Origin of the sequence: Bdellovibrio sp. HCB288 (assembly GCF_047305935.1) — a bacterium.
In the GTDB taxonomy this organism is placed as follows: Bacteria; Bdellovibrionota; Bdellovibrionia; order Bdellovibrionales; family Bdellovibrionaceae; genus Bdellovibrio.
This window is the reverse complement of the sequence record NZ_CP178619.1, coordinates 779221-798573: the sequence shown is the minus strand read 5'-3', so window position 1 is coordinate 798573 and position 19353 is coordinate 779221. Positions and strand designations below refer to the sequence as shown.

Sequence of the window (19353 nt, the reverse complement as noted above, 5' to 3'; positions counted from 1 at the left end):
AATTCTTATGAAAACCTCCACAAGTTCCGTCAGAATTTTGCGAAAACAGGAAGCCGCGAATCTTTTACCTCCTGTTTCTGTTTCAGATAATAAGAGCAGTCGGGGAAAGAGTCTGATCCTGGCGGGCAGCTCTGATTATCCGGGGGCGGGCGTGCTGGCGGCAAAGGCGGCCCTGCGAATGGGAAGCGGTTATGCAATTGTGGGTCAACGCAATATCTCGCTGTCAGCTTGGGACCATCCCGATGTTATTCCGCGGGATCTTGCCAGAATTCCTTGGCAGGATATTGAATTCGACGCCGTATTACTGGGGCCCGGATTCGGCGTGAATGACTTCACCTCCGAAATTATCAATGGACTTATCTCCAAAGAGAAAAAGGTTATTTTGGATGCCGATGCATTGACCGTCGTGGCCCAGGAGAAAATATTTCCGCTACCTCCGGAGTGGATTGCGACTCCTCATACAGGGGAGCTTTCGCGTCTTTTGGATTGGAGCAGCGACAAGATCAATCAAAATCGAGTGGCCGCAGTAATCACTGCGCAAAAGAAATTGGGATGTGTTGTTTTGCTTAAAGGTCATCGCACTTTGGTCGCTTCGGCCAACAGCTTATCGACAATTGCCACGGGAAACTCGGCCTTGGCCAAATCCGGAACCGGGGATGTTTTGGCGGGAGTGATGGTGGCCTTGCTTGCACAGAAAATGAACCCCGCCGAAGCGGCCTTGCTTGCAGCTTACATTCATGGTGCCACCGCGAACATGTGGGTGCAGAAGGGAAATGATTCTCTTTCCATGATGGCATCCGATGTGATTGATCTTGTTCCTAAAGTTCTTTTTCATCTTAGAAAAATCAGGACCGTTTGATCGTTGCCTGGTGAGTGAATTCGATTCTGTTTCGTGCGTTGATGGCCATGGCGTTGACTTTCATTGCGCCCTTGCTTGCTTGGCTGTCGATGATCACAAAGTTGTGGTGCCAGGCAAATCTTTCGCGTCGGGGATTTTTTAAAATCAGCTTCACCGGAAAATTAATCGAATGGATGGCGCTGGAAGTGTACTCGTAGGTTCGGTAGCCCAGATATTTCGGATCCACACTGGTCACTTCACTGAAATGAACATCGCCCGATCCGAAGGCCACAGGAGCGTCACATCTGCGCAGTTTTGCCAACAGATCCACAAAGTTTTTGCCGTAATCTTTGGCGAAAGATTCCTGTTTATGATAGCCGGTGAAAAACTGACTGCCGTTGAAAATCCAGGTGGGTTTGGAGTTGTCGCAGATATTCTCCAGGAACTGCTCCTGCTGTTCGCTTCCCCACATCATGCCGCCGCATTGGGCCTCGTCTCGATAGTACCGGTCATCCATGAAAAAGAATTTGTGACCGAAAGCCGTCAACCTAGAACCGACACCCATGGTGCGTTTGAAGCCATCGGTATTGCGGCTGCCAAAGAAAAGATCAAATGTCCGCTTGGAACTGACCTTGTATTTGAATGTCTTGTACATGTTGTTGAGCCCGTAATCGTGGTCATCCCAAACAGCCAAGGTGGGAATCAAAGAGGGCTGACGGAAATGTCGCAGCCGGGAACGTGTTTGGCAGAATCGAATCCAGATATTGTCTTCGGTTGTCGGGCAGCCAAAATCTGCGTAGACGGCATCGCCGACTAAAAAAATGAAGTCAGGTTTTTGCGCGAAAAGATTGTCCCACATGACCCGGGCATGGGTTTTAAAAAAATCACTGGCACAACTGACCAAAGCAAATCGCAGGTTGGATCGGGAAGAGAGCTTAAGGCTTTTAAACTTCCTCTCATCCAAAACAGTCCCTCGGTTCTTGTCAATCACCTGCAGATAGTAGGAAAGCTTTGGATCCATGCCGGTGATGTGAAGTTTATCGATACCCTGGTGATAGCATTTGCGGATTTCATGATCCCAGATTTGCACAGCGACCGGACGCCCCTGGGAGTCGAAAACCCGGTAGGCGTAGGGATTGTAACCGTCCGTCAAAACTGTGATTTGCGTAGAGTGGGAGTTTGTCATGTGCTGACAGATTGGAATATTCCCGGAGAATCCACTTGCCGCCTCGGCAATCCCGGAAAAAAGGGGGGAACTGAGCGCAGAGTAGCCTATAATCGAACTGGCCGATAATTGAAGGAAACCTCTTCGAGAGGTTTTCATGAATGCCCCTTTTGTTTGGTTCTATTAGGTTCACAGAGTTGCCTCGTTTGGGGCAATGGGGGTCGATAAAAAGCAGGTACTTTTTCTAAAGAATGCTCTCTTAACCAAAACCCAACTATCTTTTTGGGGCCTCCCACTGTACAAGCATGCCCATCAGGGGAGATTTCATGAGCAAATTGATTTTGGTTTCGGCCGTTTTGGGGTTTTCAATCAGTGCTTTTGCACAAACTTCTAAAATTATCATGCCTGAGTCCACTTCAGGATCAGCCCCAGCAGAGCAAAGCTCCGTTCTAAAACAAGAAAACGTCATCAATAAGAAATTCGCCGAAGACAAAGACATCACAGATGCACGTATGAAGGCGGAGTCAGGATCTCTTTCCCGCTACTCTCTAAAAGCCAGCCTCAGCTACTCGGGGCCTCCAGTGGGTGATCTATCCAACCCCAATCAACCAAATCCGGACGGCAGTATTTGTGCCTGCGAAACGTCTCTGGGCGGATCCCTGAGTGCTCGTTATCGCTTTGATTCAAAAACTGCTTTGTCAGTCGGTACTGGGGCGAGTGCTTTAACGCCGTTCCAGGGTGTGAAACGTTATGATGTTAGAAATCCTTATTTGGGCATCGACCGCAGTTCACGCGTTGGAGATCTCCAAATGCGAAATGGCGTTAAGGGGACTTACGTTACCAATCAAACATTCCGTGAAATCGGAGAGTACGCGGCTTTTGGATATGACTCTTCCGTGATTTATAACTTTGGGACCACAGGTTTTGCGGCAGGTGTTGATGCATCTTTTGACTACTACTTCTTTGATCGCGGTCCGGATGTTAAAAACAAATATGAAATGAAGACCGGCCGTTACTCTGTCGCCTTCTTCCCGCAGGTGAAATACAATTTCACAGATAAGTTTAGCATGTACTCGTCCGTGGCGGTGGGCTTCAATAATCCACGCGGGACTGAAGATGCATTTACTTTGTGGAACCGTACCTTGAGTTCCCGAATAGGTTTGGGATATGCGATTCGCAGGGACATTTTCTTTGCCCCGTTTTTAAATTTTTATCCAGACACTTTGACGGCAGATTCAACGACGGTAAATTTCGCAACGACGTTCTCAATCCTTTAGATTCCAAGAACGCACATATTTAAAGAACAAAAAACCAGAACGTAGAGATCGTTCTGGTTTTTTTTATTTATATTCTCCCTCTATTACTAGGCTAGGGGGATGGTAGTTACGGTGGTCCGGTCTCCCGGTAAGTTACCAATTCACGAATCTCCGTAGAAAGAATGAATTCGTGAAGTACTACATGCGTTGATGCCATTCAAGGCTCCTTTCGCTCCCACTCGTAGTGGGCTGATGTCATACCTATCGGCTGGACTTTTGGAGAGTTGAGGGCAATTTCCAAGATTTTTAAAAAATTCCAAACATTCTCAGTTTGAGATGCGAGGTTTTAGCTGCTTCAGCAGATTCTGTGTGATCATGTACGACAATCCCCAAAGCGGGACATCCCGATCCAGTGCAATGGCTGGAAGTTCGACGCTGATTTGGTCGCGAATGAACCCGTGAGTGGTTGCACGTTCGGGGCTGATAAGATGTTTCAGGGGTGTCCAGAAGAAATCCGCAACCTCGTTGGGATCCAGATGGACATCAAAATCTTTATCTATATAAAAAACATAGGGCCGAATAAAGAAATCCAGCATGGTGCCTGCTTTTCGGGCCTGGATATCATCCAGCTGACCGATGACTTCCTCTTGAGTCAAAATGATACCCACTTCTTCCTGCGTTTCGCGAATCGCGGTGTGCAGGGCGGAGCGGTCCCATTCCTCTTTCTTGCCGCCGGGGAAAGCAATTTGTCCTGACCAGCGATCATCGGGGTGAATGGCGCGTTGTATGAAGCCAATCTGCAAATCATCCAAGGCTCCGCGCAGAATAATTGAAACACAGGCATAGTGTTGTAATGCCTGTGACAAATCCAGGGGATTTTGATTTTCAAAAAGTCTTGAAAGTTCTTTATTCACGCGCGAAATCCTTGTGCTCCTGTCAGGATAGCACAAGGACTTCGAATTAGCGAATGTACTTAGCCAAGTCTAGCGGCAGGAGCGACGTGAAACAGTTTCGCTTTGGGAGTTGGAGGATACGACTTTACAGTTGTCATAGCGACGGTTGCAGGAACGCAGGGCTTCGCGCTCGGCTTCATAGCGGGATTCACCACGGGATTCCATTGTCATTTTATATCCTCGGTAGTCAGTGCCTTCGACTTTCACCACGTAATAGTTTGCACTGCAGGTTTCAATACAGGTGCCATGTTTTTTCAAACAGGATCCACAATCAGAGTGACCACCCCAGTGCTCTTCCCAACCTTTATCAGAGGCGCTGCACGTGACATTCGGACGACCCCAACCACCGCGACCGTGATCCCGGTCTCCGCGGCCTGGTTTGAACAAATCGTCGAAATGACCAGCGAAAGAAGTGACTGTGATCATTGTAACTGCGATGAATCCTATGAGTGCTTTCATGGTGGTTCCCCTTCGTGTTTTTTTGCGCCGATGCATTTCGGCCCCGAGAGGAAGCTAATACAAATCATGTGCCAGGAAAGTTGGAGTCAAAAAGGTACTAAATAAGATAATAAAGAATGCAGAAATACTGACTAATGCTACCTGCCATCACAAACAGATGCCAAATACCATGGAAGTGCTTCACTTTTTCATCGAACAAAAAGAATGCGATGCCGCCAGTATATAAAATGCCACCGGTGGTTAGTAATACGAGCCCTCGGGGATCCAGATTTTCTGTGAGAGGTTTCATCGCAAACACAATCAACCATCCCATCACCACATAGATCACCATGGATGGAATGCGTGTACGGTGAGAAAGTGTCAGCTCAAAAATAATTCCGATGACCGCGAGTGTCCAGTTGATGCCGAACAACCACCATCCCCAGGGACCATGCAAAGTGATCAACGTAAATGGCGTGTAGGTACCAGCAATCAAAAGATAGATCGCCATGTGATCCAGCTTTTGCAGAATCTTTTTCGCGCGACCTTGGAAGCTGTGATAAAGAGTGGAGATCGTGTAAAGCAAAACGAGCATTCCACCATAGACACTGGTGCTGACGATTTTAATAAGATCACCTTGCACACTTGCCAGAGTAACAAGAACAGAGGTCCCTGCGACTGCCAGAACGGCGCCCACCAAGTGGCTAATGCTGTTGAATCGCTCGCCTTGATAGATAAATACCTCCGATAGAAATCAGTTTACCACAGGACGGTCGCAAAACTCACTTGCGAAAATGTTTTGATAAAAGAATAATTACTCAACTTGCAAAGTGGGATATATGAAGAAAAGTTCATCTGCCAGTGTCCGTTTTATTTTCGCAACAATTTTTCTGGACGCTCTGGGAATTGGAGTTTTGATTCCAGTTTTTCCGGATGTGATACGTCGCTTTGGCCATGATCCTTCCTTCGTTAATCACTATTTTGGTTACTTTATTTCCGTCTATGCTTTGATGCAGTTTCTGGCTTCACCTGTGCTGGGTTCATTGTCAGATCGATTTGGGCGCAGACCCGTTCTTTTGGTGTCTTTGCTGGGGGCGGGTTTGGACTATTTGCTGATGGCCTTTGCACCCACGTTGGGAATCCTGTTTGCTGGTCGAATTATTTCCGGATTGACCGGCGCAAGCATGACGGTGGCAAGTTCCTATATGGCCGACATCTCAGATGATACGAATCGTTCTGCTAACTTCGGCATGATTGGAGCAGCCTTTGGGTTGGGGTTTATCGTGGGACCTGCATTGGGTGGAATGTTGGGACATTATGGATATCAGGCACCGTTTATTGCGGCGGCCGCCTTTAATCTACTGAACTTCGCATTTGGCTACTTTATATTGCCCGAGTCCCTGGATGAGGCTCATCGCCGAAAAATCGAATGGGGCCGTTTGAATCCATTTCAATCCCTGTTCAAGGTCTTGTTCAAACCAGGAATGAGATTGTTGGTTTGGATCTATTTTCTGCTTTATCTGGCGGGGCATTCCCATCCAAGTATCTGGACTTTGTTCACTCAATACAAATTCAACTGGTCGACTTTTGAAGTGGGGTTGTCACTTTCCTTTATTGGAGTATCCATTGCCTTTGTTCAAGGCTATCTGACTCGAGTCTTGGTTCCACGATGGGGGGAATTGAAGACTTTGAATGTCGGGATGATGTTTTGCGTTCTGGCTTACGTGGGTTATGCAACAGTGACTCAGGGGTGGATGCTTTATGCGGTGATGGCGATCACCTGCATGAATGGGCTTACGGGTCCTGCATCAATGTCTTTGATCTCGAAGGACACTCCTCCCCAAGAGCAGGGTGAACTGCAGGGCACATTGATTTCCATTGCCAGCATTACTTCGATCATCGGCCCTTTGATCTATACCGATACTTTCGCACGTTTCACCGCTGAGTCAGCGCCAGTGAAATTTCCGGGAAGTGCCTACATGTTGGCTGCAATCATCAGTATTGTAGCTTGGGGTTTGTTTGCGCTTTATCCCAAGTCTCACAAGGTAAAGACCTAAAGTATGCTTTGCAGATACTTGGGTAAATCCAGGTCTTTGCTTGGGTGGGGCATCATGACTGAAGAGTGATCCCCTGGGAAGCGAGGGAAATGTTTTTCAAGAAGGCTCTTCACGTCCCGAGCCGCTATTTTTGAATGTTCATGGATTGCCGACAACTCATTCACAAAAGCCGGATATTGAGATGACGTGGACATCGCATTCCAAAAATTCATCTCGTAAAGTGTTCCGGTCATCGGTGTGCCATCCGTAAACAGATTTGCAATTTTTGCCGGCAGGCGATTCAAGGGTGCTTCGGTGTGATCCAGTGCCTGAGCCCCATGTTGAGCAAAATAAAGCTCAATGCTGAACTTTTCCGGCAAACTTACGTTGTAGAGATTCTGAAAGAAATCTGAACAAGAGCGCATATCTGTTAAAGCCGCTGGCAGAAAATATTCAACCATGCGGTCCACACTGGTCCCTTTGTGGGTGCATCCGGCGGAGGTGCCACCCTGCCAAGGGGAATCAATGCTGATCACGCGGATCGAAGGTGTGTTTTCGGCAAAGCCATTCTTAGCCAGATAGTTCAACGCTTCACGGGCAATCAATCCACCCATGCTATGAGCGAGCAACGTCACACGGGACGTGCGAAGCTTCAAAATACTAAGCGCTAGATCCTGAGCTGAACGTTTTAGTGAACGGTGAAGATCATCATAGGCAAAATAGAAGAGTCGGTACTCCGTCATGCGCGGAGTGCTCGATAGCAACTGAGTGAAATTATTTACGGAGCCGGAACGGCCATGAATCAAAATCATGGGTTCGCTGTTATCGTCGGCCAATTGATTCAGTCTTGCCATGGGAACCAGGCGACCTTGATAGCGGGGTCCCAATAGCTTTCTTTCATCTTTCGCGTTATAGCGAACGATCCCTTGCGCTTGAGCCGGAGAGCCTTGAAAAATGCTAAGAGTGGAAACTAGTACTGAAAGTGGCACCGATAAACTTGTTTTCATCGATGCTACTTTAAGGTTTTAGAGCTGATTAGCGCGAGTTAAACTTTAATAATGAATCGCTGTTAATCGATATCTGCCAGTGCATCACGAATTTTTTTGGCGATCTTATCAAAATCCTCGGAGTTGGCACGGACCTTTAGTCGTACACCTTTTTCGTCATAGGATTCACCCAAGACTTTCAAACGAGCCCGGATGTCACCAATAACCCCTTGAACTTTATACGGAATAAAGATCTCTTCCTCGCGCATGGAGTTTTCAAAAAATTGAACCAGACGCAAACGGAGTTCTTCAACGTCCTGCGCATTGCGAGTAGACAAAAACACAGCGTCAGGAAATTCGGTGGCCAAACTGGACGTCTGTTCCTCTGTTAAACAATCGCGCTTATTAAGAATAAGCAAGCTCGGGATTTCCCCCGCACCCACTTCAGCCAAAGTCGTTTTTGTGACTTCCAGCTGCGATCGGAAGGACGGATCGGCAGCATCCACAACAAACAACAACAACGAGGCATTTAAGGCTTCATCCAAAGTGGATTTGAATGAGGCTACCAGATCATGCGGAAGTTTTTTGATAAAGCCGACAGTATCGGATAGCAAAATTTTAGGGCGAGTTTCCGGATAAACGGCGCGAACTGTTGTATCCAAAGTCGCAAACAACTTGTCTGCCACGTAAACATCACTGCCAGTCATTGCACGCATCAAAGAGGACTTCCCGGCATTGGTGTAACCCACCAGTGCGACACAGGCCTCCTGTTCGCGGCGTGAGCGGCGAGTCAGATGTTCCTGACCAATGGAACCCAGTTCTTGTTTCAGTTCCTTGATGCGGTCACGGATTTTACGACGATCCAGTTCGATCGCGGATTCCCCGACACCTTTACCCCCACCACCCATGCGGTCGTCGTCCCCACCGGAGACACCGCGCATGCGAGGCGCAACGTAAGTCAGGCGGGCAATTTCCACCTGCAAACGGGCAGCACGCGTGCGAGCATGGCGGCTGAAGATTTCAATAATCACGCCCGTGCGATCCAATACCTTGGCGCCTGTAGCGCTTTCGATATTGCGCAACTGAAGCGGTGAAAGATCACAGTCAAAGACCACCCACTGAGCCTGATCTTGAGGATTTTCTTCTTCAACAAAGTCCTCGGGTTCACTTTCTTCGAAAGTTTCTTCGGGGAAGTCAAAGATGTCGTCTTCTTCGTCTTCGTTTTTAAATTTCAATGCAGCTTTGTGTTTTTTCTTAACGAAATTTGGCGCAATTTTGCCAGTGCCGCCAGTCCATTTCGCCAACTCCACCAGTTTGCCATCGCCCAGAACGGTCGCACTTTTTGTAGAAGTACGGCGTTGGTGCAATTTACCAATAACCTCAAAGCCCAGTGTTGAAACCAAGCGCGAAAGCTCGACCAAAGAGCTTTGAACTTCTGATTCAGAAGTTCTGCCAATTTGGAGGCCGACAAGAACGGCCTTAGGAACTATTTCTTGAGTTTCGTGCAGGCTCATTATTTATGGCCTCCGGCTTTATTGCCGTTACCTCTGAATCCGCCAAAGCGGCGTTTGTTACCGCCGTTTTTTTTAGGACCCTGACTTGGACCACCACCGTGAGGCTTTGGGGTATGGGGCTTTGAACTTTGAGGTTTTAGAGAGCCAGCTTCAGCGCCGCCGCCTTTGGTTTCAAACGTCGGTGGTTTTTTGCGAGGATTCAAACGGCGACCTCTTTTAAAGCCCGCGCTGTTGGGTTTTACGTTTTCCATTGCTTCGATCATGGCCTTCGCTTTGCCTTTGGAAAGGATGCGGCTGCCAGCCACTTCTTCAGAGTGGTACGGTTGATCTGTAACGACAGGAATCGATTTGCCGATCAGGCGTTCGATATCGCGCAAAAAGGCTTTTTCTTCAGCATCGCAGAAGGCAATGGCAATACCCTGGCTGCCAGCGCGAGCTGTACGGCCAATTCTGTGCACATAGCTTTCTGATTCATTCGGAAGTTCAAAGTTGATAACGTGGCTGATTTCATCGATGTCGATACCACGGGCCGCGATGTCAGTGGCTACCAATACGCGGATTTTACCTTCACGCAAATTCTCCAAAGCTCTTTGACGGGCATTCTGAGATTTGTTGCCGTGAATGGCTTCAGCTGGGATGTGATTTTTTGCCAGACCTTCGGCAACACGGTTCGCACCATGTTTTGTTCTGGTAAATACGATGACCTTATCAAAAGATTTATCGTTCAACAGATGGCGCAGTAAATCGCGTTTTTTGCTTTTATCAACGAACATCACAGATTGTTCGATCATTTCTGCAGTTGAAGAAACCGGAGCCACTTCCACTTTGGCTGGATTCACCAACAAAGAGTCGGCAAGCTTTTGAATCTCTTTGGGCATGGTTGCCGAGAAGAACAGGTTTTGACGTTCCTTAGGCAGGTAAGTCAGAACTTTACGGATGTCAGGCAAAAAGCCCATATCCAGCATGCGGTCCGCTTCATCCAGTACAAAGATTTCCAGCTTGCCCAATTGCAGGTGTTTTTGCTGAATCAGATCCAACAGACGCCCTGGAGTTGCGATAAGAACATCCACACCTTGAGACAAGGCCTTCACCTGAGGTTGTTGACCAACGCCCCCGAAAATCACCGCCGTACGAATACGAAGGTGTTTTCCGTAAGTTTGAAAGCTTTCGTGAATTTGAATGGCAAGTTCGCGCGTCGGAGCCAGAACCAGAACGCGCGCTTGTTTTGGAGCCGTTCTGTTCCATTGGTTTGCCAGGTGATTTAGGATCGGCAGGGCAAAGGCAGCAGTTTTGCCGGTGCCGGTTTGAGCGCAACCCAAAAGGTCGCGGCCTTCCAACAGGTGAGGAATCGCTTGCTGCTGAATAGGGGTTGGAACTGTATAGCCGGTTTCAGCGACAGCACGTTGGATAGGTTCTACAAGGGGGAGATCAGAGAATTTTACAGAAGTCATAGGGACAGATAGCTACAGGGGTTGCGTCCAAACCGCAACCCTAAAAGGCTTATCTTCCCAAAATTACAGAGTTTTTTAGAACTTCCAGTCCTCAATGAGCAGGGCCGACTGGATTTGATTTTGTCGAGTCAATCCACAGACGGTTTTAAGCTTGTATTGGAACGAAAAGGACATGGCTGAGTCGATTTCAGTGACATTGTGGTAGGGGAAGTCGAAATTAAATGCACTATACTTCATCACAGAACGTAAGTTCTGAGCCATTTTAGAAAAGGTCATGTTGAACATGGTGTCCCTCTCCCAAAGTTCCAGCCAAGTACGGCTGGTCAACTGCTCCAATGTGAATGAGCAACGCTCATAACACGCAAGGCTGCGGAAGATCTGCAGATTATCGCGGTTGTAGATTTGGATGAAGCGCTCGTTCTTCAAAGTATTGGAAAGATCAGTGCTCGGTGCCTGTCCTATGCGGAAAAGGAACTGCAGCACAAATCGGTCGTTCTGGTAAAGTCCAGTCGCCAGTTCGGCTTTCAAAGCTCCTACATAGGCATGCAACGCATGGGCTACGCTCTTGCGGGCTTCGGGCAAAAGGTTATGAAAATGCTTAAGATCGGCATCTGCATAAGGTTCAACCTTATAGCCAAAAGCTTCCAGCACCAGGGAAAGCTCCACCAGGTCTTCGCGATAACTTTGAATGTATGGTTCAGTCTTTAAATTAAATTTCATTGCGGCTATTTAATTACTAGACAATGAATCGCAACACCAATTGCAAATTTGCAAGGGTTTAGGTTGCGACCCCACAGATGCCATATGAATTCAAGTCAGAACTCTGTGGTTAGGAAAGTATTGCTTTTAAGGCTTCCAGAGGTGTTTCTTTAAGTTGAAAAAATCTGGAATATTCATTTCTTAACAATCCTGTAGAAGTTGCATGACTGACAAAAAGTTGGAGATGGTCGAAGAAATTTTCGACGTTTACCAGAGCGATTGGTTTTTGATGATAGCCAATTTGTGACCATGTCAAAACTTCGAACAGTTCTTCCAAGGTGCCGAATCCACCGGGTAGCGCGATGAAACCGTCTGCGAGTGAAGCCATCGTGGCTTTGCGTTCATGCATATCATTGACGATGCGAAGATCGGTCAAGCCTTGATGGGCCTGCTCAAGTTCAACCAGCTTTTGTGGAATGATACCTGTAACCAAGCCACCTTTTTCCAAAACTGCGTTGGCGATGATTCCCATCAAACCCACTTTTCCACCGCCATAGACCAGTTCGATTTTGTGATCAGCCAACAGATAACCCAACTCACGTGCGGCTTCGCCGTATGCAATTTTGTTTCCTGGGTTTGCTCCACAATACACGCAAATTCTTTTGATCTTCATGATGGTCCTCGTTGGTGGGTTACCTCATGCTTTCCAACAAAGGCCCCATTTGTCAATAGGGGAGCGAGGAGGCTTGCTCGTATTATTGAGATTCGAACAACAAGGAGTAGCTAATGACAACGACAATGTCCGCCACGCAAAAAGCGGCAAAAAAGAGACTGACAAAAGCGGAGTTTAAACTGTTTTCTCAGGGCCAATCCTCCGATCTTAAAAAGATTCCTCGTGATCGACTCAAAAAAGCCCGCGCACGTACTGTGGATTTGATCAAGCGTCACCGTAAAACGGTTCGTGCAAAAGCTGATGATAAAATCGTCGTGCGTGAGACAACATTCCGTTTGCGAAGCATGGAAAGAACTTTGGATCGCTTCGATCGTGTCTTGAACAAGGAGCGTATTGCAAAACGCAAAGCCAAAGCATTGCGGGGCAAAAAAAGCATGACCGAACAACCTAAAATGAATTTGAAGCGCAATGATGAACCTCGCGAGGATTTCATGCTTAAGACCAAAAGGAAAATGTATGCCAAGGAGACCACGGAACCCCGGGGGAATCTTGCCGCAACTAGAACCGTTGGAAAGCGGATTGCTGGATTTTCCAGTGCTCGTTCGCGCAAAGGACAAGTTGCTCGGGATCGTCGCAACTCTTCAGAGGCTTAAAATAAAATGAAGAATAAATTTTTGAAATCCCTGGCAGTGATGCTGGGGATTCTTCCATCTATAACATGGGCGCTGGGACAGGATCTGAATTTCAGCGGTAAGTGCCAGGCAAATTCACCATTTGCGGCGATCTCGTTTGTTGGGGACATTTTGATTCACAAAATGCTTTACCTGAACGTAGTGAGTGAATCGAAGGATTTCTCCCAGATCTGGAGACCCATCAACCCCTTGTTCGCTAAAGCTCACTTTTCAATTGCTAATCTTGAAGGTCCGGCGGCAATGGGGATAGATGCTCAAGGCCGGGACTGGGGCGATGTCGGATTTATTTATGATGACCGAGTTTATTCGGGTACCAAAATGGTCTTTAATTACCATCCGCGAATTCTGGAGAACCTTCGAAACAGTGGCATTGATCTTTTGACCTTGGCCAATAATCACTCTTTGGATCGCGGTGCTATCGGTATTGATAAAACTGTGAATGCAGCCAGAAGTTATGGAATACCAACGGTCGGTGTTCGTCACTCCCAGGAACGAAACGGAGCCTTTTATAAAACGGTTTCAATTCGTGGGATTAATGTGGCCTTTGTGGGTTGTACCGAATCCACCAACGGGCGCGGTGATTCAAAATCTCAGGTGTTGAATTGTTTTAAACCCGAAGCCGAGAGTTTGGTCAGGGAGTTGGCAGCGCGTTCGGATGTGGATGCGGTGATCGTCTATCCTCATTGGGGAGAAGAGTACAAGCAAACACCGAATTCGAAACAAGTCGCTGGCGCCAAAAGGTTTCTGGATGCAGGTGCTATCGCCGTTGTCGGCTCGCATCCCCATGTTCTGCAACCTTGGGATAAATACGTGACCAAGGATGGCCGGGAGACGTTCATAGTCTACTCGCTGGGGAATTTCGTTGCAGGTCAAAAGGATGTCGAGCGTAAGGCATCTGCGGTAATGTACCTGGGGCTTGCCAAGAATGATCAGGGTAAAACTCAGATAACAGGGGTGGCTTATACTCCGACAGTTCGCAATGGTGTAAAGATTTATCCTGTGGGTTCCAGCGGCGACAGGGCGGTGCTGAGCTATTTGAACAAACACTATGGATCTCAGCGGATGCTGGATATTAATGAGTCTTTGGGATTAAAGCTGTGCAGATCATTGCCATAGGGGGAAGTCGGGGATAAAGTGGCTGTATGTCATCAGTCAACCCGCACTACACCTTTGAATATTCTCAACCCGAGGAATACCATTTCTCTCACGATTCGGTATTCCTGGCTCGACAAGTTTATGAAATCTATCGTGACGAGGGACTGGCTCCGGCGACATGTCTGGATTTGTGTGCGGGTTGCGGGATTATTGGATTGGACTTTCTATTTCATAATCAAAAGGAGCGTGGAGTTGTTCCAAGAGCCTTTGATTTTTTGGAGGTTCAGTCTGAAATTTATCAGGATCATTTTAGCAAAAACTCCAAGCACGTGACGGACTCCAAAACGAATCTGAATTTTGTTGGCGAGAACTATGATGTGCTTCAGGCGGAAAAATATAAAAATCAGTATGATTTAATATTATGCAATCCCCCTTACTTCCATCGGGACCAAGGAACATTATCCCCCTCCGATTTTAAAAACAGATGTCGTTTCTTTATCGATTCTGATTTCGCCAACCTGATGCGAGGAATTGAAAACTCGCTTCGCCCCGGGGGACGCGCCTATGTTTTGTTGCGCGAGCAGCGCCAACATGGTTGGAGCGCCTTTCATCTGGCCGGGCAACATCTGTCGTCGGTTATGAGTCTGGAGATCCTTGGGGATATCCGCGGAACCAGTCTACTTGAGATTCGCAAGGCCAATTGAGAAAGCTCTTATCCCGGGTAAATACCTGTTAAGACTGAAAAACTGGTAAATTTTTCCTTATCGGCAAGCCATTTGGTTTTCAATTAGAGTGCTGACTGGCCCCTCGCATGACTTCCAAGCAACCCTCAGTTACTAGCTTGGCACTGTTTATTAAAGGGGTGCCCATGATTTCTCGTATTGTTATCGCGATCGCTCTATTGATGCCGGCTGTGTCTTTGGCAAAAGAAACCTGCCCGCTACGCAATAATGAAACTGAATTAACGATCAACCGAGTAATGCGTAATTTAGGAAAGTATTTTGCTGATGCTGAAACAGTGGCGCGCAAAATCGGAGATCCTTGGGATAAAGTGACTGATCAGGATATCGAAAAAGGTATTGCTGGTTTGAATATTTCCATCGCTTGTGCGGAAGCTGTGATGGCTAATCCGACGGAGTCCGTGCTGCCTTCCAAAGGCGGTCTGATGACTGACCCTAAAGAAAAACAAGAGTTGAAAGAATACTACCTGTACTTCATGGAAGAGTTCCGTGATGCCTTGGTTGAGTATCGCGATCTTTTGGTAAAAACCCTGGCAACTCCTGAAGCTCAGCGTGATTACGCGCCGATCGTGGAAAAAAACCAGGAAGTTAACAACAAAATTAACAAAGCCCACAAGAAAATTTAAGAATCAGCAGAGGAAGATTTATGCGTAAAATTTTACTTTCAGTTTTTGTAGCATTGTCAGTGGTTGTGTTGGCGGCCTACGCTGAAGTTACCAGCATCAAACAAGACATGATGGAAATCGAAAAAATGGCAAAGCTGATCAAAGCTTCTGTGAATGATCCATCTCAGAATCAGCAAAACGCAGTTTACGCAAATCAGATTGCCTTGTTGCTTCAGGCGAATATGCAAAAGGTTCCGGAAATCCTAAACAGATGGCCTCAGGATCAACAGCCGGCTGTATGGCAAAACTATCAGCAGCATCTTCAATATGCAGCGGGGTTGGCTGTGCAAATTCAGACTTCTTTGCAAAACAACGACAATGCCACTGCAGCGGCGTATATCAAGGCGTTGTTTGATTCCAAGGAAAACAGTCACCAAACTTACAACCCGTAAGGATTCGACTTCAAATCAAATATAAAAAGGCTGTCCGATGGACGGCCTTTTTTTTTGGCTGCCTTGACTTCCCTTGGATTGGACTCAGAATTAAGTGCAACGCTTTGGAGGATTGATGGAACAAACCATATGGAAGAACGTAAGGGCCACTTGGCTCAGCCATAGGCCATCGCCATTAGCAGGATTCATATCGGCATTGACGGTATTAATCCTGGTGATTGGCGCTATTGGATATTGGGATGGATTTGCAGGTGCAGATCAGTGGATGCCTGCATCAGGACAGAATGTCTTTGAAAAGAAGCAGTACTGGCGCTTATGGACGGCTTTGATCTCCCACGCTGACATCGGGCACTTGCTTAGCAACATGATTCTATTCTTTGTATTAGGCTATTTGCTGGTTGGATTTTTTGGTCTTTGGATGTTTCCAACGGCAGCTTTGTTTTTCGGTGGAATAATTAACTACATCGTACTTAAAGGTTATCCACCTGGAGTGAACTTGCTGGGGGCTTCGGGTGTTGTTTATTGGACGGGCGGAGTGTGGCTCGCTCTGTATTGCCTGCTCGATGAGAAAAGATCGCGGCTTCATAGAGGAATTAGAGCCGTTGGCGTGGGACTTGGGGTGTTTATGCCGACATCGGCTTTTGACCCGCAAGTCAGTTACAGTGCCCATTTCACCGGATTCGTTCTGGGAATTGGATTTGCGTTGGTTTACTACTTCCTTCGTCGCAAGGAATTTAAAAAAGCGGTTCAGTTTGAATGGGTGGATTCAGAGGGTAATAAAGTTCATCACCCTCACGATCCAATGGACTTATCTCATCCAAACTTTCACAGGCACGGGCATTCCGAATGGAATTGAAGTGACGTAAATGCGCAAGAAGCGAACTTTGGAAGGACCGAAGTAAGCGGTTTTGCTTTCGCCAGCAGCATAAACTCCGCTGATTCCGGAAACTTGTTTACCCCAAAGAATGTGAGAGATCGTGTCGATGCGCTCAATGTGCGCTTTGGAACCCGTTTCAACCATGATTTGAGAGTAAGTCCCGCGATTGTGAATCAGAATGTCTTTATAGTCAGGTGATTGCGTTGTGATCGTTGTTGTTAGAACATGGGTCCATTGATTCGCATGGGCTGCGCTGATGAAACCGAAGGATAAGAATAGTGCTGTGATTAGTGTTTTCATTTTTGACCTCTCTTCAATTGAAGATGTCGATCTACACTTAAATTGCAGAATCACAAAGCGTAAAGGCTGAATTAGGAATTACAAATATGAAAACTCTCTCTGAAGTAAAATACTCTATTTTGGATTTGGCCTCGATCGCTCAAGGGAAATCCATCGCGGATTCATTTCACAATTCCCTGGATCTGGCTCGTCATGCAGAACAGTGGGGATACAATCGCTATTGGCTGGCAGAGCATCACAACCTGGAAGGCATTGCCAGTGCTGCCACTTCGGTGCTGATCGGCTACATCGCCGGAGGAACCAAGAGCATTCGCGTGGGTTCGGGCGGCATCATGCTTCCAAATCACGCGCCGCTGGTGATCGCTGAACAATTCGGAACATTGGGGACTCTGTATCCGGGAAGAATTGATTTGGGATTGGGGCGAGCACCGGGGACCGATGGACTGACGATGCGGGCGCTGCGCCGGGATTTGCGACGTGAACCGGATTTTGGTGAATTGGTACTGGAGCTGCAAGGGTACTTCAAGGAATCGTCTGCTGATCAAAAGGTTCGTGCCATTCCAGGGGCGGGTGTCAATGTTCCGCTATGGATTTTGGGCTCTTCACTTTACAGCGCGCAGCTGGCTGCTTATTTGGGATTACCATATTCTTTTGCGGGGCACTTTGCTCCTGACGAAATGATGGATGCCATTAAAATTTATCGCGCCGGCTTTCAGGCTTCTGAGCATTTAAAGAAACCTTATGTGATGCTTGGAATTCAAATTGTCGCAGCAGACACCGATCAGGAAGCGCAGCGGTTGTCGACGACGATGATGAGACGATTCCTGGGGATCATCCGTAATCAACGTGTGAACATGGAACCACCAGTGGACTCGATGGCTGCTTATTGGACCGTGGCCGAGGAGCAACTGGTGAAATCCCGCTTGGCGACGTCCATTATTGGCGGGCCGGAGACGGTGACTCGTAAACTGCAGGAGTTCATCAATGCCACCCAGGCCGATGAGCTGATGATAGTTTCGGATCAGTATAATCACAGCGACAGATTGCGCTCTTTCGAGCTTATATCGCAGCTGATGAAGAAAACTTAGAGAATCGCGATTTCATTAACCGAAGGTCCAGCACTCCCTGTCTTATTAACAGGAAAGGGGGCCAGGATGCGGTTCTTAATTTTTTCACTGGTATTGGTAAGTCAGTTCGCTTTTTCAGTTTCGGAGGCGTCGGTTGCGGATCGTATCTTACGTCGCAAACTTTTAAGAAGTTTGCAGTATATTGAGTACTCGATCGCTGCAAATGAAAATGGTGGGAGAATGACCCCCACCATTATTGTCGGTTAGAACTATTTGTATAACAGATACTTTTTGCGTTCTTTTGCCCAGCTTTTTTCGTCTTTAGCCAGTGCCTGATCCAGATCTTTTGGCGTGGCTTTTTTATCCTCAATCCAATTTTTCAGGGCCGGACCGCCGTTGATCACATCAAAGGCCAAACGGTCTTTCACATATTCATAAGCAAAGTCGCGATAGATTGGATACTGCGGATGCATTTCGCGGATTACTTTTAGCATCAGCGCGGTCAAACGGAATGGTTTAAACAGTTCGTGCTTGTAAGCGACGGTGTCCGTATGGAATTGGAATCCGTGGCACAGCTTCCCGACATGTTTATGGAAAGTTGGTTCAAAATAGCATTCACGCAAGATCACACCTTTGTGCCATTGTGGTGCTTTCTTTTTCATTCTTACCAGCACTTCGCTGAAGTCGATGTCAGAGGCGCCAATGACTTCCAATGCGCGAGTCGTACCGCGGCCTTCGGAAAGAGTGGTACCTTCAATTAAAACAGTTCCAGAATAGGCGCGGGCCATATTCAAATTCGCGGCATTCGGTGATGGATTAACCCACGCACGCTTTTGCTCCCAGCCAAATCCAGGCGCTTTGTTTGGCGCATAACCTTTCATTTTGATGACATTCAAATCCAGATCCATCTTGTAGAAATCAGCAAAGTACAAAGCCAATTCGCCGACCGTCAGACCATGACGCATTGGAATTGGAGCTGCTCCAACAAAGGACTCCCAACCCGGAAGCATTTTGAATCCTTCAATAGGGCGGCCCGCTGGATTCGGACGATCAAGGATGATGATGGTTTTATCCAGCTTCGCGCATTCTTCCATGACGTAAAGCAAAGTGGTGATGAATGTATAGATGCGACAACCCAGATCCTGAAGATCAAACAAAAGGACATCAAAGTGGCTCATCATTTCAGCGGTGGGTCTGCGAACCTCGCCGTAAAGACTGAAGATAGGAATTTTATGAACGGGGTCCACGAAGTTCGGGCTTTCAATCATGTTATCCTGTTTGTCACCGCGAACACCATGCTGTGGTCCGAAGGCGCAGGAAAGTTTGATTTTTTTAGACAGCAGATCCAGGCTGTGTTCCAGATTTTCATTTACACTGGCGGGATGGCAGACCAGGCCCACACGCTTTCCTTTTAACGACTTCAACATCTTTGCATCGGAAAGCAAAACCTCAATACCCAGTTTCATTTGTTAACTTCCTTGTTAAAGCAAAATTGTAAACCCATCCCCCAGGTGAT

Annotated in this window: 22 protein-coding genes; 11 read left to right on the top strand and 11 right to left on the bottom strand. The window is 47.3% G+C overall.

Features of this window, described 5'->3' with window-relative positions:
- Window positions 1-7: 7 nt before the first annotated feature.
- Window positions 8-859: an NAD(P)H-hydrate dehydratase gene (locus ACLVWR_RS03780; protein ID WP_413582584.1), complete on the top strand. Its 852-nt coding sequence runs from the start codon at window positions 8-10 to the stop codon at window positions 857-859.
- Here ACLVWR_RS03780 and ACLVWR_RS03775 read toward each other — a convergent pair.
- Window positions 846-2162, bottom strand: a complete 1317-nt coding sequence (locus tag ACLVWR_RS03775; protein ID WP_413582583.1) for a phosphodiesterase — start codon at window positions 2160-2162, stop codon at window positions 846-848. The two genes, ACLVWR_RS03780 and ACLVWR_RS03775, sit on opposite strands and share 14 nt — an antisense overlap.
- Window positions 2163-2329: 167 nt before the next feature.
- Here ACLVWR_RS03775 and ACLVWR_RS03770 point away from each other — a divergent pair, with 167 nt between their 5' ends.
- The gene (locus ACLVWR_RS03770; RefSeq protein ID WP_413582582.1) at window positions 2330-3280 is read left to right on the top strand and encodes a hypothetical protein; all 951 of its coding nucleotides are present in this window, start codon (window positions 2330-2332) and stop codon (window positions 3278-3280) included.
- Between the two features lie 305 nt (window positions 3281-3585).
- Here the strand turns inward: ACLVWR_RS03770 and ACLVWR_RS03765 are convergent, their stop codons facing one another.
- The 3 genes from ACLVWR_RS03765 to trhA all read right to left on the bottom strand — a co-directional run bounded on the left by ACLVWR_RS03765 (window position 3586) and on the right by trhA (window position 5386).
- Window positions 3586-4173, bottom strand: a complete 588-nt coding sequence (locus ACLVWR_RS03765; RefSeq protein WP_413582581.1) for an NUDIX hydrolase — start codon at window positions 4171-4173, stop codon at window positions 3586-3588.
- A gap of 69 nt (window positions 4174-4242) precedes the next feature.
- On the bottom strand, window positions 4243-4671 hold the full coding sequence (locus ACLVWR_RS03760; RefSeq protein WP_413582580.1) for a hypothetical protein: 429 nt from the start codon (window positions 4669-4671) through the stop codon (window positions 4243-4245).
- A 97-nt stretch (window positions 4672-4768) separates the two neighbouring features.
- Window positions 4769-5386, bottom strand: coding sequence for a PAQR family membrane homeostasis protein TrhA (trhA, locus tag ACLVWR_RS03755; protein ID WP_413583476.1), 618 nt, complete (start codon window positions 5384-5386; stop codon window positions 4769-4771).
- A gap of 103 nt (window positions 5387-5489) precedes the next feature.
- Here trhA and ACLVWR_RS03750 point away from each other — a divergent pair, with 103 nt between their 5' ends.
- Window positions 5490-6707 carry a TCR/Tet family MFS transporter gene (locus ACLVWR_RS03750; RefSeq protein WP_413582579.1) on the top strand — a complete coding sequence of 406 codons (1218 nt, stop codon included), beginning with the start codon at window positions 5490-5492 and terminating at the stop codon, window positions 6705-6707.
- Here ACLVWR_RS03750 and ACLVWR_RS03745 read toward each other — a convergent pair.
- The 5 genes from ACLVWR_RS03745 to ACLVWR_RS03725 all read right to left on the bottom strand — a co-directional run bounded on the left by ACLVWR_RS03745 (window position 6704) and on the right by ACLVWR_RS03725 (window position 12009).
- Window positions 6704-7693, bottom strand: coding sequence for a lipase family alpha/beta hydrolase (locus ACLVWR_RS03745; protein WP_413582578.1), 990 nt, complete (start codon window positions 7691-7693; stop codon window positions 6704-6706). The genes ACLVWR_RS03750 and ACLVWR_RS03745 overlap by 4 nt on opposite strands.
- 62 nt (window positions 7694-7755) lie before the next feature.
- Window positions 7756-9186 (bottom strand): GTPase HflX, encoded by a 1431-nt coding sequence (hflX, locus tag ACLVWR_RS03740; RefSeq protein WP_413582577.1) that lies wholly within the window; start codon window positions 9184-9186, stop codon window positions 7756-7758.
- Complete coding sequence (locus ACLVWR_RS03735) at window positions 9186-10637, bottom strand: DEAD/DEAH box helicase (RefSeq protein WP_413582576.1); 1452 nt, start codon at window positions 10635-10637, stop codon at window positions 9186-9188. The genes hflX and ACLVWR_RS03735 overlap by 1 nt, the downstream gene beginning before the upstream one ends.
- Window positions 10638-10712: 75 nt before the next feature.
- On the bottom strand, window positions 10713-11357 hold the full coding sequence (locus ACLVWR_RS03730; protein WP_413582575.1) for a hypothetical protein: 645 nt from the start codon (window positions 11355-11357) through the stop codon (window positions 10713-10715).
- A 109-nt stretch (window positions 11358-11466) separates the two neighbouring features.
- Window positions 11467-12009, bottom strand: a complete 543-nt coding sequence (locus ACLVWR_RS03725; protein WP_413582574.1) for a TIGR00730 family Rossman fold protein — start codon at window positions 12007-12009, stop codon at window positions 11467-11469.
- A 113-nt stretch (window positions 12010-12122) separates the two neighbouring features.
- Here ACLVWR_RS03725 and ACLVWR_RS03720 point away from each other — a divergent pair, with 113 nt between their 5' ends.
- The 6 genes from ACLVWR_RS03720 (at window position 12123) to ACLVWR_RS03695 (ending at window position 16449) form a co-directional block, all read left to right on the top strand.
- Window positions 12123-12662 carry a hypothetical protein gene (locus ACLVWR_RS03720; protein WP_413582573.1) on the top strand — a complete coding sequence of 180 codons (540 nt, stop codon included), beginning with the start codon at window positions 12123-12125 and terminating at the stop codon, window positions 12660-12662.
- 6 nt (window positions 12663-12668) lie between these two features.
- Window positions 12669-13817 carry a CapA family protein gene (locus tag ACLVWR_RS03715; RefSeq protein ID WP_413582572.1) on the top strand — a complete coding sequence of 383 codons (1149 nt, stop codon included), beginning with the start codon at window positions 12669-12671 and terminating at the stop codon, window positions 13815-13817.
- Between the two features lie 26 nt (window positions 13818-13843).
- Complete coding sequence (locus tag ACLVWR_RS03710; RefSeq protein ID WP_413582571.1) at window positions 13844-14500, top strand: methyltransferase; 657 nt, start codon at window positions 13844-13846, stop codon at window positions 14498-14500.
- 164 nt (window positions 14501-14664) lie between these two features.
- Window positions 14665-15162, top strand: coding sequence for a hypothetical protein (locus ACLVWR_RS03705; protein WP_413582570.1), 498 nt, complete (start codon window positions 14665-14667; stop codon window positions 15160-15162).
- Between the two features lie 20 nt (window positions 15163-15182).
- Window positions 15183-15593, top strand: a complete 411-nt coding sequence (locus tag ACLVWR_RS03700) for a hypothetical protein (RefSeq protein WP_413582569.1) — start codon at window positions 15183-15185, stop codon at window positions 15591-15593.
- Window positions 15594-15708: 115 nt separating this feature from the next.
- Entirely contained in the window at window positions 15709-16449 is a 741-nt protein-coding gene (locus ACLVWR_RS03695) for a rhomboid family intramembrane serine protease (RefSeq protein ID WP_413582568.1), read from the top strand.
- On the opposite strand, the gene ACLVWR_RS03690 is transcribed toward ACLVWR_RS03695, so the two are convergent.
- On the bottom strand, window positions 16402-16770 hold the full coding sequence (locus tag ACLVWR_RS03690; RefSeq protein WP_340597568.1) for a hypothetical protein: 369 nt from the start codon (window positions 16768-16770) through the stop codon (window positions 16402-16404). The genes ACLVWR_RS03695 and ACLVWR_RS03690 overlap by 48 nt on opposite strands.
- Window positions 16771-16856: 86 nt before the next feature.
- On the opposite strand from ACLVWR_RS03690, the gene ACLVWR_RS03685 reads away from it, so the two are divergent.
- Together ACLVWR_RS03685 and ACLVWR_RS03680 are read left to right on the top strand one after the other, a co-directional pair.
- A complete protein-coding gene (locus tag ACLVWR_RS03685; protein WP_413582567.1) occupies window positions 16857-17858 on the top strand; it encodes an LLM class flavin-dependent oxidoreductase in 1002 nt (333 codons plus the stop codon).
- A 66-nt stretch (window positions 17859-17924) separates the two neighbouring features.
- Entirely contained in the window at window positions 17925-18104 is a 180-nt protein-coding gene (locus tag ACLVWR_RS03680; RefSeq protein WP_413582566.1) for a hypothetical protein, read from the top strand.
- A 2-nt stretch (window positions 18105-18106) separates the two neighbouring features.
- Here ACLVWR_RS03680 and ACLVWR_RS03675 read toward each other — a convergent pair whose 3' ends face one another.
- Window positions 18107-19303 (bottom strand): exo-beta-N-acetylmuramidase NamZ domain-containing protein, encoded by a 1197-nt coding sequence (locus ACLVWR_RS03675; protein ID WP_413582565.1) that lies wholly within the window; start codon window positions 19301-19303, stop codon window positions 18107-18109.
- Between the last annotated feature and the right edge of the window lie 50 nt (window positions 19304-19353).

Bases quoted from the DNA above. Each gene is read 5' to 3' on its own strand.
- ACLVWR_RS03770 (WP_413582582.1), top strand. From the start codon at position 2,330: ATGAGCAAATTGATTTTGGTTTCGGCCGTTTTGGGGTTTTCAATCAGT.
- hflX (WP_413582577.1), bottom strand. From the start codon at position 9,186: ATGAGCCTGCACGAAACTCAAGAAATAGTTCCTAAGGCCGTTCTTGTC.
- ACLVWR_RS03700 (WP_413582569.1), top strand. From the start codon at position 15,183: ATGCGTAAAATTTTACTTTCAGTTTTTGTAGCATTGTCAGTGGTTGTG.
- ACLVWR_RS03750 (WP_413582579.1), top strand. From the start codon at position 5,490: ATGAAGAAAAGTTCATCTGCCAGTGTCCGTTTTATTTTCGCAACAATT.
- ACLVWR_RS03710 (WP_413582571.1), top strand. From the start codon at position 13,844: ATGTCATCAGTCAACCCGCACTACACCTTTGAATATTCTCAACCCGAG.
- ACLVWR_RS03780 (WP_413582584.1), top strand. From the start codon at position 8: ATGAAAACCTCCACAAGTTCCGTCAGAATTTTGCGAAAACAGGAAGCC.
- ACLVWR_RS03680 (WP_413582566.1), top strand. From the start codon at position 17,925: ATGCGGTTCTTAATTTTTTCACTGGTATTGGTAAGTCAGTTCGCTTTT.
- ACLVWR_RS03730 (WP_413582575.1), bottom strand. From the start codon at position 11,357: ATGAAATTTAATTTAAAGACTGAACCATACATTCAAAGTTATCGCGAA.
- ACLVWR_RS03705 (WP_413582570.1), top strand. From the start codon at position 14,665: ATGATTTCTCGTATTGTTATCGCGATCGCTCTATTGATGCCGGCTGTG.
- ACLVWR_RS03720 (WP_413582573.1), top strand. From the start codon at position 12,123: ATGACAACGACAATGTCCGCCACGCAAAAAGCGGCAAAAAAGAGACTG.
- ACLVWR_RS03690 (WP_340597568.1), bottom strand. From the start codon at position 16,770: ATGAAAACACTAATCACAGCACTATTCTTATCCTTCGGTTTCATCAGC.
- ACLVWR_RS03695 (WP_413582568.1), top strand. From the start codon at position 15,709: ATGGAACAAACCATATGGAAGAACGTAAGGGCCACTTGGCTCAGCCAT.
- ACLVWR_RS03685 (WP_413582567.1), top strand. From the start codon at position 16,857: ATGAAAACTCTCTCTGAAGTAAAATACTCTATTTTGGATTTGGCCTCG.
- ACLVWR_RS03675 (WP_413582565.1), bottom strand. From the start codon at position 19,303: ATGAAACTGGGTATTGAGGTTTTGCTTTCCGATGCAAAGATGTTGAAG.
- ACLVWR_RS03760 (WP_413582580.1), bottom strand. From the start codon at position 4,671: ATGAAAGCACTCATAGGATTCATCGCAGTTACAATGATCACAGTCACT.
- ACLVWR_RS03745 (WP_413582578.1), bottom strand. From the start codon at position 7,693: ATGAAAACAAGTTTATCGGTGCCACTTTCAGTACTAGTTTCCACTCTT.
- ACLVWR_RS03735 (WP_413582576.1), bottom strand. From the start codon at position 10,637: ATGACTTCTGTAAAATTCTCTGATCTCCCCCTTGTAGAACCTATCCAA.
- ACLVWR_RS03725 (WP_413582574.1), bottom strand. From the start codon at position 12,009: ATGAAGATCAAAAGAATTTGCGTGTATTGTGGAGCAAACCCAGGAAAC.
- ACLVWR_RS03715 (WP_413582572.1), top strand. From the start codon at position 12,669: ATGAAGAATAAATTTTTGAAATCCCTGGCAGTGATGCTGGGGATTCTT.
- ACLVWR_RS03775 (WP_413582583.1), bottom strand. From the start codon at position 2,162: ATGAAAACCTCTCGAAGAGGTTTCCTTCAATTATCGGCCAGTTCGATT.